Here is a 16,424-nt window from a genome sequence, read left to right on the forward strand (position 1 = left end):
GTTATCTGCGCTTTCCATGACGCTAACCAGTTGCTCTAAAAGTCGCTAGCGCTGTTAGGGACGAATAACTGACGTGGTGCTCTTCCCCTGTCCCTGGGCCTGAACTTTGATCTGATAGGGAATACTTTCTTGCAGCATTGTCACATGACTGATAATGCCGATCATCCGACTATTGCTCTCAATATTTTCCAAGGCGCCCATTGCCATTGCCAACGACTCTTGATCCAACGATCCAAATCCCTCGTCAACAAACAACGTATCAATGCTAATACCACCAGATTCGTTTTGAATCACTTCGCCCAGCGCCAGGGCCAAGCTTAACGCGGCAATAAAACTCTCACCGCCGGATAGCGTGTGGACACTGCGTGTTTGGCCAACGTTATCATCATAAACGTCAATTTCCAAGCCGGTATCTTTCTGGTAGGTGCCGGCTTCCTTATGAAGCTGCAAGAAGTACCGTCCCGAACTCAACTGTTTCAAATGCTCATTGGCAACTTGCAAAATTTCAATTAATTCTGCTCGCAGAACATAGCGTTCCAAACCAAGCTTGGCGTCACTATCACCACTCACCGTCTGAACCAGTTGCTCAAGTTCAGTCGTCTGTTCCAGCTGGTCGTGAATTGCTTGGTCATTTTGTTTAATCCGTTTAAGACGATCATTATTAAATAACGCCACATCGTGCGCCTTTGAATAGCGATCGGTTAATTCGTCTCGAATAGCTGCTAACTGCGCAACCCGAGCTTTTTTTGCATCCAAATCCACAGGTTGATGATCACCAATAATCTTTTGGTAAGTCGTAATTGCTGCGGCAACGTTCTTTAGTTGATCTTGATAATCCACTAGTTGGGCTTGCTTTTTATCCAGCGTGTCAAGCTGGCCCAGAAGTTCTTGCAGAATGTGCCAGTCAGTTGTGTGGAACTGCTGATTGATCGCAGTTGTAAGGGCGTTCTGAATCTTGGCAATCTTATTTTTCGTGTCAGCCAATGACCGATCCAGGGTCACCTTTTTCCCATTGGCCGTCGCTAATTCAGCAGCCGCGTTCTGAAGCGCCTGGCGATTATCCGACACCGCCTGGTCAAAGTTGGCACTCAGTCGTTTTAATTCTGCCAAATGATCATCCAGTTCCTGTAAATTTGCAAAATCGGCCGGCAAGCTCTCCTGGACGTCATTGAGCTGAACTTGGTATTTTTGGCAGGCACTCTGGGCGTCTTGGTAATCTACTTGAAGTTGATCGACTTGTTTCTGAGAGGTTTCCAGCTGCTGCTGAATCGTCTCCCGCTGTTCGGCTTTCCGTTTAAGGTCACTAAGCTGTTTGTCGAGAAGCTGCTGTTGATTTTGATTATCTGCCAACTGATTGGCAATCAGCTGGGAAAGGGCTGGCAAACTTTGGGTCTCCTCATTGGCAACTTCTCGCTGTTTAAACTCAGTCAGAAGGGCCGCAAAATCTTGCTCAAGGCGTTGCTTCTGATCGCTTAAGTGCTTATTTTCTTCACTAAGTTTCGAGCTGGCCCCAGCCTGACGGCTTTTAATCGTCTGCAATTGCTGTTCAGCCTGCTTAATCTGGGTATCGCTGACCTGTGGTAAATCCGCCACTTGCGCGGGACTGGGATGAGTTCGGCTTCCACAAACCGGGCATGGCGTTCCGGGCGCCAGTTGATCGACAAGGTTGGCAATTTGATTACTAAGCCAAGCATTTCGCAGCTGATCATACGCGGTTTGTTGCGAAGTCACTTGCACGGCGAGATCGTCAAGCCGCTTGGAATCACGACTGATTTGTTCGGTCAGCTGCTGAATGCCCGTCTGGCGATCAGTCAACTGGTCAACCTGCTTTTTGGCATTTAGCAGCCATTCGCCAGTTTGCCTGAGTTGTGCAAGCGAATCACTAATTGCCGGCCGCTCAGCCAATTTTTCGGCTAACTGATTAGACCGTTGGTTTAGATCCGCAATTTGCTGCTTTTGGGCTGTCAGATGATCATTGATCTTGGTAAAGGTTGTTTGGGCGCTGGTTAATTGATCCTTTAAGGCTGCTACTTTTTGGAAAGCAGGTCGTTGCCGGACTAAAATGGTTTGGTCATGCAATCGTTGATCCTGACTGGACTGCTGCCGTTGTAATTGTTGTTGAGTTGCCTGTTGGTCCGCTTGACGCTTTGAAGATCGATTAATCGCCACTAAAATGGTCGTTAACTGCTTCTGATCAGCCTCAACGTCCGCTTGAAGCTCCTGTAGCCGATCATACTGCGGCTTCAAAGTGTTAGCCCACGTCAGATGTTCGATCTGCTGCTGTAATTGGCGATATTGATCTTGTTGCGATTGAAGGGTGATCTGCTGTTGCTTCTGGCGCTCCAAACCCATAATTTGATCATTCATTCGCGCGTCGTTGGAAAGTTGCGTATTGGCCGTTTCATAGTTCGTTTGTGCGGTCAATTGCTGCTTCTGGATGTCTTTCAACGCTGCAGTTGCCTGCGCTTGTTGGGCAGTTAAAACAGCAATTTGATCGGAAACCGGTTGGTTAGCAATGTCGGCAGGGGCGTCCAGCCATTGAACCTGCTTCAAGTCCTGTTCAATCGCATTATTTGCGGTTTTGATCTTAGCCTTCTGGGCCTTCAGCATGTCCTTGAGCGCGTCCCCCCACCGTTGATAAAGTTGGGTTCGAAAAATTTTCCGCAAAACGGTTTCTTTATCGGTACTCGAGGCCACCAAGAACCGCCGAAAGTCCCCTTGTGGCAAGAGAACGATTTGAACAAACTGTTTTGGGCCAATTTGGAGAACGTCACGCAATTTAATGTTAATATCCCGCATTTTGGTGATTTCCTGCTGTTTCTTGCCCTGGTCATCAAAAATCGCCAATTTACCCGTGCTTTCATAAGTCTTTTGGCCGGTTCCACGTTTCTTATCAAGGGTTTGTTTGGGTTGCCGGTTGACCTGATAAACCGTCCCCTGATGTTCAAACGTTAAATCGACTTCCGTTGGCACCCGGGGATCGGCAAAGTCCGACCGCAGGCTTTGAGCCGAACGATCGTCAGTTGCGCTCTCTCCGTACAATGCAAAGGTAATGGCATCAAAAATCGTGGTTTTGCCGCTACCGGTTTTGCCAGAAATCAGAAAGACGGAGGCCCCAGCCAATTTCGTAAAATCAATGGTTTCATGTTCATACGGACCAAAATTGATGAGTGTCAATTGTAATGGTTTCATGATTGCTGACCCTCCTTACGGGCAATCTTGAGGGCCGCTTGTGCCCACTTTCGCTGTTGAGTCGTCAGTTCATCCTTTGCAATCTGCTGATAGAAGCCAGAAAGCAAATCCATGGGATTCTTCTGGCGGATTTGGGCCCCCGACTCGCCGCCGGCAAACACTTGCGAATCGTATCCGTGCAGGCGATCAAGTGAAATAATATTCGGGTAAATTGCCCGCAGACGGGCCAAGACATTGGGAATTGGCTGGCGATCCGTGAGCGTGATGCCGATAAAGTCATCCCGTTTGATGGTACCGTAAAATGAGTCATCCATCAGGGTCGCGAACGATTCGGTGAGTCGCTTCACATCCCGCAGCGGGGTGAGGGGGACAAAGGTTAAGTTGAACGGATCTGTGTCCACGATAAACACGCCCTTTTTCTGATTGGCTTCAGAAAGTGAAAATTTAACCGGCGAGCCGCTGTACCTCGCATGATCGGCGTGCAGGGCGTCCTTTCCGTGAAGGTGCCCCAGCGCCACGTAATCAAAATCGTGAAGCAATTTTTCTGGAACCGCCGCTAAGCCGCCGACTTTAAGCTGGGTTTCCGAATCAGTAACCGCACTCCCGGCCACAAAAAAATGGGCCACGAGAACGTGCTTCTTGGCGGGATCAAAAAGCGTCTTCATCTTGGCAACCACTTTAACAAAGGCCTGATCAAGATGCTGAATCGTATCATCTTCAAAGTATTGTTGCGCATCGAAAGGTTCAAAGTACGGCAATAAGAATAATTGCGTATCGGCTAATTCAATCGGTTCAAAGGCCTGCGCCAGCTGTGTATGTAAATAAAAATGGGTACTTTTAAACCAGGGCGTCCCGGTGGCCAATCGAATGGCACTGTCATGATTGCCGGAAACGGCATAAATCGGCAGGTGATCATCAAGGTTTAATTTTTGAATCATCTGATTCAACTGGGCAACGGCACTCTCAGCCGGCATCCCCCGATCATAGAGATCACCGGCAATAATGACCCCATCAACTTGATGCGCCAAGGCAATCCGTTCAATTTGGCTGAAGGCATCCTCCTGCTCATCAGTCAGGTCGAAGCCATGTAACCGGCGGCCAATGTGCCAGTCAGCTGTGTGTAAAAATCGCATCTTATTTGGTCCTTTCATTGATCATTTACAAACTCGTTTACAAGAAATCGATACTGAGACAAAGACCAAGCCCTTTAGGCCTCACTCGCAGTAATTAATTAAATTATACCAAACATACGTTCCGATAAACAACCCAATCTCACCTTTTTGCTTTCAGTTATTTTCGGCCACCAATTCTGTTACTCGGTCATTTTGAACCGATTTCCCTGAGAAAAAAGTGATTTTTCCCACTATTAATTCACAATTTTATGTATACTTAATTAGTGATTCAGTCATTGACCTTTCATACGAAAGCAGTTCAATGGACGCGCCGATCAGCATCCTCTGAACCCTTTACGAGTCGTAATCTCGTGAAATATAATAATGTAAAGGAGGGGTTATTTTGTGGACAATATTAATTGCCAATTGCGTTCTTGTGATTGGCTTAGTGAGTGCCTTTTGTACATATCTATTCAAAAATCGTAATTCAACGATGCTGGGTTGGCTGGCCAATCTATCAATGATCAGCATCCTTTTTCTGTTCGCCGATCTTATCAGTATATTTAACAATTGGGTTCTCGGCGTTATTTTTGGCCTGGTAATGATGCTTATTGGTTTAATCCTATTTTTGGGTTTGTCCCTCAGCTTCATTTTTTTGTTTGCCAACTCGTTCATCGTTTTTCGCCGCGAAAGTCATAGTCTGAGTAGTTCGCTGACCCTGATTGCTGGGATTGGGATCATTTTGGTCGATATTTTTATTTTCTTTAACCCCATTTCCGCACCGGCCCCCGTCAAAATGTTTCTCACGTCCTTCTTGACGATGATCATCTTTTACGTCCTGTTAACCGTTTGGAACACGATGCTATCAATGATTTTATATCACTGGTACTTTCCTAAAAGGGACAAGGACTACATCATCGTTCTTGGAGCCGGATTAGTCGACGGTTACAAGGTGGGCAAATTGTTGGGAAACCGGATTAACACCGCCATTGATTTTTATCATCGGCAGTTAAAGGAAACCCACAAACGGGCCAAGCTGATTTTTTCCGGCGGCCAGGGGAGCGACGAAAAGTTGCCCGAAGGCGAGGCGATGAAGCAATATGCCGTCGCTCACGGCGTCCCGGAAGCCGATGCGTTAGTGGAAGGCCGCTCAGTCAACACTAGGCAAAACATGCAATTCTCCGAGCAAATCATCGAGCAGGACGGCGGATCGGCGCGGTCCAAGAAAATTTTTGTGACGAACAATTACCACACCTTAAGAGCAGGCATCCTTGCCCATCAGCTTAAGATCGCTATCTATGGATTGGGCGCCCCCACCCCATTTTATTTTCTGCCAAACGCCGTTATTCGCGAATATCTTGCGCTCTTTGTGATGCACAAGCGTTTTCACACGATTATGATCATTCTCATGTTCCTGATTTCTCTGGGAATCGGGATCTCCCAGGTTTTAATTCCCGTCTCGTAAAGCAATTTCAAGCTGAAAAAATTTAATTTAGGAGCCTAATTCATGTCTCAGTACATTACCGTTATTTACACCGCAGCAATTATTTTCCCATTTATTGCCTACTTAATTACCCTGCCGATACTAATTGTCAACTATCGGCGTTACGGATCCTTGCCCAAGTGGCACGTTTTTCTGCTCTACACGTTTGTGTTTTACATGATCTGTGCCTACTTTTTGACAATTTTACCGCTGCCAACGCGGAGCTTTGTCGCCCACTTAACAACGCCAACGCACAACTTTGTGCCGTTTACGTTCATCACTAATTTTATCAAATACAATCCGTTCTCCTTGCTTCATCCGGGCACCTGGATTGCGGCATTAAAGGCCCCAACCGTCATTCAGCCAGCGTTTAATATTTTGCTGACGTTACCCTTCGGCTTCTACCTGCATTACTATTTTCGGCGAAACTGGTGGCAGACCATTCTCCTCAGTTTTGGCCTATCCCTGTTCTTTGAATTAACCCAACTTTCAGGATTGTACGGTTTGTATCCTCGTCCCTACCGGCTATTCGACGTCGATGATTTAATGCTCAACACCTTTGGCGGCTTTCTGGGTTACTGGGTCGCGGCTGGCTTTGCCAAACTGGTTCCCAATCGCCAGCCGATGGCCTCAATGGCGCCAACCAGCCGATCAGTTTCCCCGGTTCGCCGTGGCACTGCCCTGGCAATCGATTGGCTCATTATTTCGATTATCGCCAGCGTTGCGGACTTCATTATCAATTTGCACTGGGTCACAACCCTTGTCCTTTGGGGAATCTTGATTGTCTGGCTGGAAATCAATCGCCAGCAAACCATTGGAATGCGAATTGTTAATATTAAAGTGGTCAACCAAACGGGTCAAAAGCCCACATCAATGCAGGTCATTATTCGTAACATCCTGAGTTACGGCTTAATTGGCGGCACCCTGGCCATTCAGGGCCGGTTCTTGGATATGACGGCCTACGCACCCCACTCACAATTAACCTTGATTAGTCAGATTGTCTTGGGGTTATCGTTTGTGCTCTTGCTCTTTCTGGTTGATCTATTGCTTGAAACATTTTCGAAGAAGCACCGATTATTCTTTGAAAAGTGGAGCGGCACGGATACCCGGATTAGCAACTAATCCCCCACTAAGAAACTTTAATAAGGCGTGAAAACAATTTCGAAATTTGGATTTGTTTTCACGCCTTTTTGGGCGCCACAATTTCTGGGTGCCTGGTGGCAGTGAAGAGGGTTCCCATAAACCGCGGATTCTGCATAATGCCTATTCCCCAAGCCCACTTAAAAACGCGTCTGCCAATTAAAAATAAAAAGCAACCTACGATTAGATTGCTTTTTGCATCCTTGCCAGACAGATCAGGCGAATGACAATGGATTCAATTATTTTCAATAAACGACAGATTCAAACAGGCTAATAAATTTGACCGACCATCTGATGCTCGGCAAACAATGCGGATATGCCACCAGTATGCCAAAAGACAACGTTGCTATGCGGCTTTATCTTGCCTGATTTTACGTAATTCAATAGCCCGGCAAACGCCTTGCCTGTGTATACCGGATCTGTCAGAATCCCCTCTGTTCGGGCAAGAAGGCGAATGGCGGCCGACCCGGCCTCACTGGGAATTTCGTAACCTTCCCCATAGTATGACTGATCAAAGTGAGTGTCGGCCAGAGTAACTTGGTTATCCATCCCCAAATAGGCAAGCGCGGCGTTTGCCAAATCAACGACCTTCTGGTAATGCGCCACGGGTTTGGGGCTAACGTTCATGGATAAAATTTTGGTGGGATGATCCGTTCTACCAAAGGCCTTGGCACCCGCAATCAACCCGGCGGCTGTTCCGCCGGTGCCACTTCCATGAACCACGGCGTCAATTGTGACATCTGGTAGTTGTTCAGTCAGTTCCTTAAAACCCATGACAAACCCGGCCGACCCAATTGGCGTGGCCCCGCCAACCGGGATAATATAAACGGTATGACCGTCGGCTTCCAAGCGGGCTTTCTCCTTAAGAGCGGCTTGCATCGCCACTTCGTCCGCCTCAGATTCAGTTCGATCGACCATTGAAACGTAGTGGATCGTCGCCCCTAATATTTTATCAATCAAAATATTGCCCCGGTCATCCTGCTGATCGTTTGGCGTAATCGTTTCAAGGTAGAGGATGGTTGCCAATCCGAGTTTTCGGGCCGCAACCGCCGTTTCCATCGCGTGGTTGGACTGCGTGGCCCCAAACGTAATAACGGTATCGGCGCCCCGATTCATGGCGTCGCCTAATAAATATTCCAATTTCCGAATTTTATTGCCGCCAAATAAATTGGGACCAGTGAAATCATCCCGCTTTAAATAAAGATTGATGCCTAACTGATCCGATAACCGATTCAAACGATGAATCGGCGTCGGGAAAAATCCTAACGATACTTTTGGTACCTGCTGATTAGCCACGGTGAACCATCTTCCTTTCCAAATGATTGGTAACCAAACCGGTCATTATTTGGTCGTAATGTTTTTATTAAAGTACTTCTGAGAAAGCTTCTCCAGCGTACCGTCTTTTCGAAGCTGGTTTAATACCTGATTAACCTTATCGCGAAGCTTCGTCGACTTCTTGTTAAAGAGCGCGGAAATCTTAGCCGGCTGCTGTTCGGAATTCTTTAGCACCCGGTATTTCAGTCCTTTAAGCGAATTGTCCTTCGCGTAAGTCAGCAGTGCCGACTCAGCGTTAATGGTCCCCTGAGCCCGGCCTTGCTTAACTAAATCAAGTGTTGTTTGGAATTGATCTTGGGGAACAATGGTTGCGCCAAATTTTTTCGCAACTAATTCATTATCGGACCCGGTCGTTTGGGCAAACCGTTTGCCCTTAATGTCAGCAGTCGTCTTAATGGATTGATCTTTGGCCCGGGTAACCAGAACGTATTTTGAATAAACGTAAGGTTTTGAGAAAATAAATTGCTTGCGCCGTTCAGGCGTTTCAGTAATGTTATTCAGCACAACGTCGTACTTGCTGGTCCCCAGTCCGGTGATCAGGCTATCCCACTTAGTTGGGACAAAGGTTGCCTTAACCCCCATTTTCTTGGCGATTGCCTTGCCCAAATCCACCTCAAATCCAGTCAGTTTGCCATCCTGGCGATACGAATACGGTGGATAGGTGCCCTCCAGACCGATTGTCAAATGCTTTGATTGCTTCAATTCGGATTTATAGGAATTCGGTTTTGACGCTGAATTCGAATTTGAGGCGCAAGCCGTCAGCACCCCACCAACTGCCATTACACTCACTAGCAACGCAAATTTCTTTAAAAATGAGCCAACTTTCAATTGAACTGCCTCCTTTTAGCATGCACATTTTAAACCAACCAAAAAGCCGTCCCTGTGCACGAGACACAGAAACGGCATATCCGGGCGACTACCCAAGTAGACGTTATCAGAATCGTCACGTAACCATTAAATATTGGTTAGATCATTAAATATTAATGTGTATTTTACACTATTGGCGGGCGTTGTCAACGAAATAACCACCCCACTTAAAGTGCTCCAACAGCCTTTCAAACCAATCATAAAATCCGCTTCTTGACACCGCCCAGTAGCTCCGCTAAAATTATAGTTATTCTCTGCGAAAGGAAAAGATTGCAATGACAACTCACGTTTATCAAACTTGGCAAAGCCGGTAAACAGGTCACACGATACAGGTGCGACTTGATCTTAAGCATGCGATCATGAACGCATCTGTGCCGGCAATCTTTTCCGAAAAGAAACGGTCTGTGCAGATGATTTCCGCCAGGCCGACGAATGAACGAGTATTTCGGCCTGGCCGAGGTACTCGTTTTTTGTTCGCAAAATTAATGAATCCACTGAAAGGAGCTTTACTCAATGAAAAATAAATATAAACTGCTCACCGTCATCGTGCTATTATTCGCCTTTCTAGGCTACGCATTTTTTCAGGAGAGTAACGATCAAAAGACCGCCAAAACACCAACGGTCGGCATCTTACAACTCATGTCGCATCCCGCTTTGGATAAGATCCACCGCGGCATTCTTCATGGCCTTGAAGAAGGGGGCTATCACCCCGGAAAAAACGTAAAGATTGACTTTCAAAATGCCCAGAATGATCAGAGCAATTTGAAAACCATGAGCACGAAATTTGCCAATGAAAATGCCGACTTGTCAATTGGCATCGCCACGCCTTCTGCTCAAGCACTGGCCAACACCATCAACAACAAGCCAATTCTATTAGGCGCCATTACCGATCCTAAGGGGGCCGGCTTAGTCAAAAATAATCGCCGCCCTGGCGGTAACATTACCGGCGTGTCTGATCAAGCCCCACTAAAAGAACAACTGGGCCTCATCAAACAATTCATGCCCAAAATGAAGACGCTGGGAATCATCTACACCTCCAGCGACGATTCCGCGGTGGCCCAGTATAAATTATTCGCGAAAGTTTGTCGTCAGCAGCACGTTCGCTTAAAGGCGTATTCGATTGCCAACACTAACGACCTCAATCAGGTTGCCGAGCAGGCGGTATCAGCCGTTGACGCGATCTATGTCCCGACCGACAACACGATTGCCGGAGCCATGCAAACGCTGGTGGGCGCTGCCAACAAAGCCAGAGTCCCAATTTTCCCGGCCGTCGATACAATGGTTCGAGATGGTGGCGTTGCGACTTACGGCGTTGACCAGTACCAGCTTGGTGTCGCCACCGGAAAGATGGCCGCCGAAATCTTAAAGGGCAAACGGAAACCTGCCACCACGCCAATCAAGTATTTCCGGCACGGCAAGCTGATCATCAATGAGCGTCAAGCCCATAAACTTGGAATTAACGTACCGGATCGCCTGCTTAAACAGGCTCAACAGAAGGGAGTGCTTATCGAATGAGTATTATTGTTTCCGCAATCGGCCAGGGACTCACTTGGGGAATCGTCGGAATTGGGCTATTTCTCACATTTAGAATCTTAGACTTCCCGGACATGACCGTTGAAGGCACCTTCCCAATGGGGGCAGCTGCTTGCGTCGCCGCAATCTACCACGGTTTCTCGCCGCTGACGGCCACCATCATCGCCTTTGCCGTGGGGATGTTGGCCGGCTTTGTGACCGGCATTCTCTACACGAAGGGCCACATCCCCGTGTTGCTCGCCGGAATCTTAGTGATGACGGCAGCTTACTCGGTGAACTTCCGAATCATGAATCGCGCCAACCTTTCGCTCTATGGAAAACCTTCCATGCTGAAAAATTCCTTTCTTGAATCGTTGCCGCCCTACTTCGACAGCGTGACCCTGGGATTAATTTTCGTAACGGTAGTCACAGTCCTAATTATTTATTTTCTCCAAACCAATCTCGGCCAGGCCTTCATTGCCACTGGTGATAACCCGACGATGGCCCGCTCGCTCGGCATTAGCACCGACGGGATGCAAATTATGGGCCTAAGCGTCTCCAATGGGCTGATTGCCCTGGGTGGGGCGCTGGTTGCCCAAAATAACGGGTTTGCCGACGTTAACAGCGGCATCGGTGTCATCGTGGTTGCCCTGGCTTCAATTATCATCGGCGAAGTCATCTTCGGTGACCTGACCATGAACGAACGCTTAATTGCCGTGACCATCGGGAGTATTCTCTACCGATTCGTCATCCTCATCGTTTTAAAGTTGGGCTTCAACGCCAACGATCTCAACTTAATTTCCGCAATCGTTTTGGCGCTGTTCATGATGTTTCCAGTTTTCGAAAAACGATTTCGGCTTCGGCACACGTTTACAAGGGGGTTGAGCAGTCATGACTGAACCAATATTTGAACTGAGAGACGTGGTGGTGACCGTCAACCAGGGCACTCCAGAAGAAATCAACATTATGGATCACGTCAACTTTGCCATCTATCCCGGCGACTTCATCACCATTTTAGGATCAAACGGGGCTGGCAAATCAACGCTATTCAACGTTGTCGGTGGCAACATTCACGTGACCAGCGGCCAGATTCTCCTTCACGGTAAGGACATTACCAATATGTCCGTTGAACGCCGGACGCATTTTCTCAGCCGGGTCTTCCAAGATCCGAAAATGGGAACTGCACCCCGAATGACCGTGGCAGAAAATCTGTTGTTGTCAATGAAGCGCGGCCAGCGGCGGGGATTTGGCCCGCGGCATCTGAAGCAAAACATGGGCAAATTCAAAGAAATTACTGCCGTGATGAACAACGGCTTGGAGGAACGCTTAAACACGGCAACCGGTAAACTATCCGGGGGTCAGCGTCAGGCCCTGAGCTTTCTAATGGCAACCATCAAGCGCCCGGAGATCCTATTGCTGGACGAACATACCGCCGCCCTTGATCCCCAGACCTCCCAGGAACTGATGAACGCGACAAATGACCAAATTACCCGTAATCATTTAACTTGTCTCATGATCACCCACCATCTGGACGACGCCCTCAAGTATGGCAACCGACTGATTGTCCTCGATAACGGCAAGATCACCTATGATATCGCCGGCGATGAAAAGGACAATTTGACAAAGGAAGAACTGTTAAGCTTCTTTAATGAGATCGAAGAATAGACTGATCACGAACCGCGTTATGCTGAATGGCCACTCCGATACTGTTTCGCCAGTTTCTGACGGATTTTAATAATTGCAAAAATGTTATGGTCAATCACCGGCGAATACAGCGATTCAATGCCGGTCAGCGCGTCACTAATTTTAGCGGCCTCATCCTCACTGCCAAAGTACAGGTGCCAGATGAGAATAACCAGTTGTTGGGTGAACCGTCCCTGCCAAGTTAAGAATGCTGGCTTGAGCGCCATCACTTTGGATCGGAGTCCTCGTGCTCGCGCATAGTCTTTGAGGTTAAGATAAATTTGAATCAGAGTGAGATCAACTTCGGCTAATTGATCGGAAATACGAAACGGATCGCTGGTCTCTGAAATGTACCGCTGACAGTTTTCTTCATATCGGGCAACAATTGTTGGAATCATCGCCTGCCGATCAAGACTCACTGCTATGGGTAACAGAATTTCGGCAATCTTAATCTCCTGGATGGTCCAGGCTTTCGCTAAAAATAATTGGTCCCAGAGAACTTGAATATCGCTTGTAACCCGAAACGTTTTTGAATGATAAGTTTCAAGCAGAATCTCACCAATAGCACTGACTGACCGCAAATTCAGTTCAGGGCTATTTTTATAATCACCAATTATTTTTCCCATTATCTGGAGATCATGAGAATCGTAAGCCGCCATCAACGTTTGCAAAACGGCTTGATACGTATATTGCTGATAATTGTTCTGAATAAACCGAAATTCATCAGCAGATATCGATAAATTATCCAATATTTGAAATAACTTGGTGGCACTGATGTCATTTTCACCGCTTTCAAATCGATGACCGAATGATCGAGACATAATTCCTGAGTAAACTTCGCTCTGGGTATATCCCTTTATCTTACGAATCGTCTTCACCGTTTCCCCAATTGACTTCATAAGGCACCTCCGATGTATCATATATGCCACATATTCTACTCCCAACCGATCCGTTTTGATAGTACGATTCAGTTAACAAAAAATTGGAGGGGATACTGATGGCAATTAGCGATCATGATTCAAACTTACAAATATGGCGGGACGTTACCAGTAACTTTATCAGCACCTTTTGTGGTGACATGTTCTCCTTTGCCCTGGGGTTGATGTTGCTTCACGCGACCGGGCTGTCTCTAAGCTTTGGCCTATCACTCATGATTATGCCAATCATCACCCTGCTGGGATTAGTCCCCGTTGGTAATCTGGTCGACCATTATCCGCGAAAGCCAATCATGGTCATCAGTCTCACTGGGCGCATCGGGGCACTGATCATCTACGCCCTGGTCCTCAACAGCTTTCACGGCACCGGAAAAATTTTGCCAACCGTTTGCTTTTTGATCATTAACTACCTCTCAGTCAACGTTTCAACAACCGCCTATACTGCTGCAGTCAAAGAGTTGGTAAATCCGGGACACATCCAACGACTGAAGGCGCTCACCCAGTCGGGGGTCTCATTTGCGGCCATCTTTTCAAACGTTGCCGCTGCCTCACTGTTCGTCATTCTTGGCTTCAATGCGTTTATCTGGTTTCAACTTGGCGCACACCTCATCGCGCTTCTATTATTGCTATCAATGAAATTCCATGAGGAACTCGTTGCCAATCACTCAGAAAGCCCGCAACTCGGCCAACTGGCGCAATTCAAGCAGGGACTCACATATCTGCTTTCCCATCCATTCCTAAAATCGATCATTTTTATCGCCTGCTTCATCAATTTTATATTTGCGGTGCTGACCATTGGCTTGCCCTTCCTTATCGTCCACCACTTACACGCAGGGGCCATGACCCTGGCAATCCTCAACGCTTGCTGGGCAGTTGGGATGCTCGTCGGTAATTTGTTAATCAGCATGATGCGGGAAATTAAGCATCTCGCTTCAATGCTGACAATTAGTTTCCTAACGCTTAGCGTGTCTTTGACTGGCCTTGGGGTTCTCCTCTCACTCTCAAGCGATCGGCTGACATTACAGCTGCTTGGGGGTACTTGCCAGTTAATCATTGGCCTGGCGCTTGCATTCATCAATACGCCGTTCAGCGTGTATCAGCAAAAAACAATTCCATCCAGATTGCTTGGGCGGGTTTCCTCAACCCAGCTAGCCCTCAATACCGCTTCAGTCCCGCTGGGTTCGCTGGTCTACTCATTTATTTTTCAAATTTTTCCAAGCGGTAGCGTCTTCACGATCAGCGGCGTTGTCCTTACAATTTTTGCCATTTTAACCATCCCAACCTTCATGGGCATTAAAATGCCGTCAGGCGTTGTTTCTGACAATTAGAAATTTTCAGTTTTCAAACTGGCATTTTAGCGACGGCAATCGTTATACTATGATTCATCAAGAAATAACGACTAACGATTGAGGTGACCTAAATGACCAGACCAACCGCAAAGCAAGCCCTACTCGATTCTTCTCAGAAGAACTTCAACCAACTTGTAACCATCATTAACCAGATGACCCCAGAACAAGCGACCACCCCCTTTCAATTTGAAGGCCGTGATCGCAACGTGCGTGACGTGCTAATTCACCTTTATGAATGGCATCAAATCCTCCTTAACTGGATTACCGAGAACCACTTCAAGCATCATCCGGTTGATTTTTTACCAATTCCGTTTACCGATCGAACCAAAGCTGACATGAACTGCAAATTGCAGCAATGTCACCAAACAACGTCTCTGGCGACCGCCAAAACCTTGGTTGCCAAAAGCCATTCGGACGTCCTGCATCTGATTAACCACTTTTCCGACACGGAACTGTTCACCCCGGCGCACTTTGATTGGACCGGCAACGCGTCAGTTGGCAACTATTGCCAGACCGTGACGGCAATCCATTATGATTGGGCGGTCCAACAGTTGGGTCGGCATATGGAAACAATCTCAATCCAGGAAGCCCGCTAACGGAACCTTTTGGCTCATTCTGGAAACTTCGAAAAATGCGTGTCCGTTTAATTTCTGTCATAACGATCAGAAATTAAACGGACACGCATTTTTATTATTATCGTCAAAAGGCGCCACTACTTGCTTAATTCACCACGTTCTGCGGCTGGCCGTTGATAAAGGCCTTCAAATTATTCACGGCAATTCCCATTAACCGGTTACGAATTTCGGTTGCGGCCCAGGCAATGTGCGGGGTCAAAAATGTATTCTTAGCCGTCAATAACGGATTATCCGCCGCAATCGGTTCGGTTGCGGCAACGTCGGCGCCGTACGCGTAAATTTTACCAGTGTTTAACGCACTGGCGACATCGGCTTCATTAATGAGACCACCACGGGCCGTGTTAATCAGAATAACGTCGTCTCTCATCTGACTAATTGCCGCCTGGTCAATCATTCCGGCCGTTTCGGAAGTTTGTGGCGCGTGTAAGCTGATCACATCGGCCTTGGCATAGAGATCCTCCAGAGGAACCTGCTTAATCCAGTCCTCGCTCACGTCCTTCGTATGGTGATTATAGAAGATCACCCGCATTCCAAATGCATGGGCAACCTGGGCAACCGCTTGACCAATATGGCCATAGCCAATAATTCCCAGTGTTTTACCCGTTAATGAAATCAGCGGCGTCTTCCAAAACGTAAAGTCTTTGGCGTGAGTCCACTCACCAGCTCGAACCGCTTGGCTGTGCAGGCCGACCTGATTAACGATTTCCAACAGTAACGCAAAGGTATGTTGGGCAACCGCGTCGGTGCCATAACTTGGAATGTTGGTCACAATCACGTTATTATCTTTCGCCGCGGCAGTATCAATCACGTTGAACCCGGTTGCAAGTACGCCGATATATTGCAGCTTTGGCGCCTGATCAATCACCTGCTTGTCTAACGGGGTCTTATTGGTCAATACAATTTCAGCATCCCCGATCCGATTCACTATTTCATCGTCGTCAGCGTCAGTGCGATCATAGGTTGTCAAATCACCAAACTGTTCAAATCCGGCCCAGCTCAAATCACCGGGGTTTAAGGCGTATCCATCCAAATCCACTATTTTCATGTTACTAACCTCCGTCCCAATTAATATCATCATGATACCGCACCAACGATTGAAATTCAGTTAGCAGCCTCATGATTTTGAAATTTGCTTGTTTGGCGCCCCAAATTTTAACTTTTCTCGGATACTTAGGTACCGA

13 protein-coding genes are annotated in these 16,424 nt (G+C 47.3%); 7 read left to right on the plus strand and 6 right to left on the minus strand.

The genetic code is table 11. The features are described 5' to 3' along the window. Positions 1 to 54 precede the first annotated feature (54 nt). Both FD47_RS02520 and FD47_RS02525 read right to left on the minus strand, forming a co-directional pair. Positions 55 to 3,192 (minus strand): AAA family ATPase, encoded by a 3,138-nt coding sequence (locus FD47_RS02520; protein WP_054732805.1) that lies wholly within the window; start codon positions 3,190 to 3,192, stop codon positions 55 to 57. After that, positions 3,189 to 4,325: an exonuclease SbcCD subunit D gene (locus FD47_RS02525; RefSeq protein ID WP_054732838.1), complete on the minus strand. Its 1,137-nt coding sequence runs from the start codon at positions 4,323 to 4,325 to the stop codon at positions 3,189 to 3,191. The genes FD47_RS02520 and FD47_RS02525 overlap by 4 nt, the downstream gene beginning before the upstream one ends. Positions 4,326 to 4,707: 382 nt before the next feature. Here FD47_RS02525 and FD47_RS02530 point away from each other — a divergent pair, with 382 nt between their 5' ends. Further along, positions 4,708 to 5,769 (plus strand): YdcF family protein, encoded by a 1,062-nt coding sequence (locus FD47_RS02530; protein WP_054732802.1) that lies wholly within the window; start codon positions 4,708 to 4,710, stop codon positions 5,767 to 5,769. A gap of 42 nt (positions 5,770 to 5,811) precedes the next feature. Next, positions 5,812 to 6,909 (plus strand): VanZ family protein, encoded by a 1,098-nt coding sequence (locus tag FD47_RS02535; RefSeq protein ID WP_056980007.1) that lies wholly within the window; start codon positions 5,812 to 5,814, stop codon positions 6,907 to 6,909. Between the two features lie 288 nt (positions 6,910 to 7,197). Here the strand turns inward: FD47_RS02535 and FD47_RS02540 are convergent, their stop codons facing one another. Further along, positions 7,198 to 8,223 carry a D-cysteine desulfhydrase family protein gene (locus FD47_RS02540; protein WP_138468038.1) on the minus strand — a complete coding sequence of 342 codons (1,026 nt, stop codon included), beginning with the start codon at positions 8,221 to 8,223 and terminating at the stop codon, positions 7,198 to 7,200. A 45-nt stretch (positions 8,224 to 8,268) separates the two neighbouring features. Beyond that, positions 8,269 to 9,042 carry a transporter substrate-binding domain-containing protein gene (locus tag FD47_RS02545; RefSeq protein ID WP_173585503.1) on the minus strand — a complete coding sequence of 258 codons (774 nt, stop codon included), beginning with the start codon at positions 9,040 to 9,042 and terminating at the stop codon, positions 8,269 to 8,271. A 600-nt stretch (positions 9,043 to 9,642) separates the two neighbouring features. Between FD47_RS02545 and trpX the strand changes: the two genes are divergently transcribed. The 3 genes from trpX to FD47_RS02560 are packed head-to-tail and all read left to right on the plus strand — an operon-like array spanning position 9,643 to position 12,306. Further along, positions 9,643 to 10,644 carry a tryptophan ABC transporter substrate-binding protein gene (gene trpX, locus FD47_RS02550; RefSeq protein ID WP_056980008.1) on the plus strand — a complete coding sequence of 334 codons (1,002 nt, stop codon included), beginning with the start codon at positions 9,643 to 9,645 and terminating at the stop codon, positions 10,642 to 10,644. Beyond that, positions 10,641 to 11,540: an ABC transporter permease gene (locus FD47_RS02555; protein WP_056980009.1), complete on the plus strand. Its 900-nt coding sequence runs from the start codon at positions 10,641 to 10,643 to the stop codon at positions 11,538 to 11,540. Before trpX ends, FD47_RS02555 begins: the two co-directional genes overlap by 4 nt. Then, complete coding sequence (locus FD47_RS02560; RefSeq protein WP_008211288.1) at positions 11,533 to 12,306, plus strand: ABC transporter ATP-binding protein; 774 nt, start codon at positions 11,533 to 11,535, stop codon at positions 12,304 to 12,306. The genes FD47_RS02555 and FD47_RS02560 overlap by 8 nt, the downstream gene beginning before the upstream one ends. 17 nt (positions 12,307 to 12,323) lie before the next feature. Here the strand turns inward: FD47_RS02560 and FD47_RS02565 are convergent, their stop codons facing one another. Beyond that, on the minus strand, positions 12,324 to 13,223 hold the full coding sequence (locus tag FD47_RS02565; RefSeq protein ID WP_054732795.1) for a helix-turn-helix domain-containing protein: 900 nt from the start codon (positions 13,221 to 13,223) through the stop codon (positions 12,324 to 12,326). 98 nt (positions 13,224 to 13,321) lie between these two features. On the opposite strand from FD47_RS02565, the gene FD47_RS02570 reads away from it, so the two are divergent. Together FD47_RS02570 and FD47_RS02575 are read left to right on the plus strand one after the other, a co-directional pair. Then, on the plus strand, positions 13,322 to 14,587 hold the full coding sequence (locus tag FD47_RS02570) for an MFS transporter (RefSeq protein WP_056980010.1): 1,266 nt from the start codon (positions 13,322 to 13,324) through the stop codon (positions 14,585 to 14,587). Positions 14,588 to 14,679: 92 nt separating this feature from the next. Next, positions 14,680 to 15,204 (plus strand): ClbS/DfsB family four-helix bundle protein, encoded by a 525-nt coding sequence (locus FD47_RS02575; protein ID WP_054732791.1) that lies wholly within the window; start codon positions 14,680 to 14,682, stop codon positions 15,202 to 15,204. Positions 15,205 to 15,328: 124 nt separating this feature from the next. Here FD47_RS02575 and FD47_RS02580 read toward each other — a convergent pair whose 3' ends face one another. Further along, positions 15,329 to 16,288 carry a D-2-hydroxyacid dehydrogenase gene (locus tag FD47_RS02580; protein ID WP_056980011.1) on the minus strand — a complete coding sequence of 320 codons (960 nt, stop codon included), beginning with the start codon at positions 16,286 to 16,288 and terminating at the stop codon, positions 15,329 to 15,331. Positions 16,289 to 16,424 lie beyond the last annotated feature (136 nt).

The sequence above is a fragment of the Lentilactobacillus parafarraginis DSM 18390 = JCM 14109 genome (assembly GCF_001435895.1).
In the GTDB taxonomy this organism is placed as follows: domain Bacteria; phylum Bacillota; class Bacilli; order Lactobacillales; family Lactobacillaceae; genus Lentilactobacillus; species Lentilactobacillus parafarraginis.

Bases quoted from the DNA above. Each gene is read 5' to 3' on its own strand.
- FD47_RS02520 (WP_054732805.1), bottom strand. From the start codon at position 3,192: ATGAAACCATTACAATTGACACTCATCAATTTTGGTCCGTATGAACAT.
- FD47_RS02525 (WP_054732838.1), bottom strand. From the start codon at position 4,325: ATGCGATTTTTACACACAGCTGACTGGCACATTGGCCGCCGGTTACAT.
- FD47_RS02560 (WP_008211288.1), top strand. From the start codon at position 11,533: ATGACTGAACCAATATTTGAACTGAGAGACGTGGTGGTGACCGTCAAC.
- FD47_RS02570 (WP_056980010.1), top strand. From the start codon at position 13,322: ATGGCAATTAGCGATCATGATTCAAACTTACAAATATGGCGGGACGTT.
- FD47_RS02555 (WP_056980009.1), top strand. From the start codon at position 10,641: ATGAGTATTATTGTTTCCGCAATCGGCCAGGGACTCACTTGGGGAATC.
- FD47_RS02545 (WP_173585503.1), bottom strand. From the start codon at position 9,042: ATGGCAGTTGGTGGGGTGCTGACGGCTTGCGCCTCAAATTCGAATTCA.
- FD47_RS02565 (WP_054732795.1), bottom strand. From the start codon at position 13,223: ATGAAGTCAATTGGGGAAACGGTGAAGACGATTCGTAAGATAAAGGGA.
- FD47_RS02575 (WP_054732791.1), top strand. From the start codon at position 14,680: ATGACCAGACCAACCGCAAAGCAAGCCCTACTCGATTCTTCTCAGAAG.
- FD47_RS02535 (WP_056980007.1), top strand. From the start codon at position 5,812: ATGTCTCAGTACATTACCGTTATTTACACCGCAGCAATTATTTTCCCA.
- FD47_RS02580 (WP_056980011.1), bottom strand. From the start codon at position 16,288: ATGAAAATAGTGGATTTGGATGGATACGCCTTAAACCCCGGTGATTTG.
- trpX (WP_056980008.1), top strand. From the start codon at position 9,643: ATGAAAAATAAATATAAACTGCTCACCGTCATCGTGCTATTATTCGCC.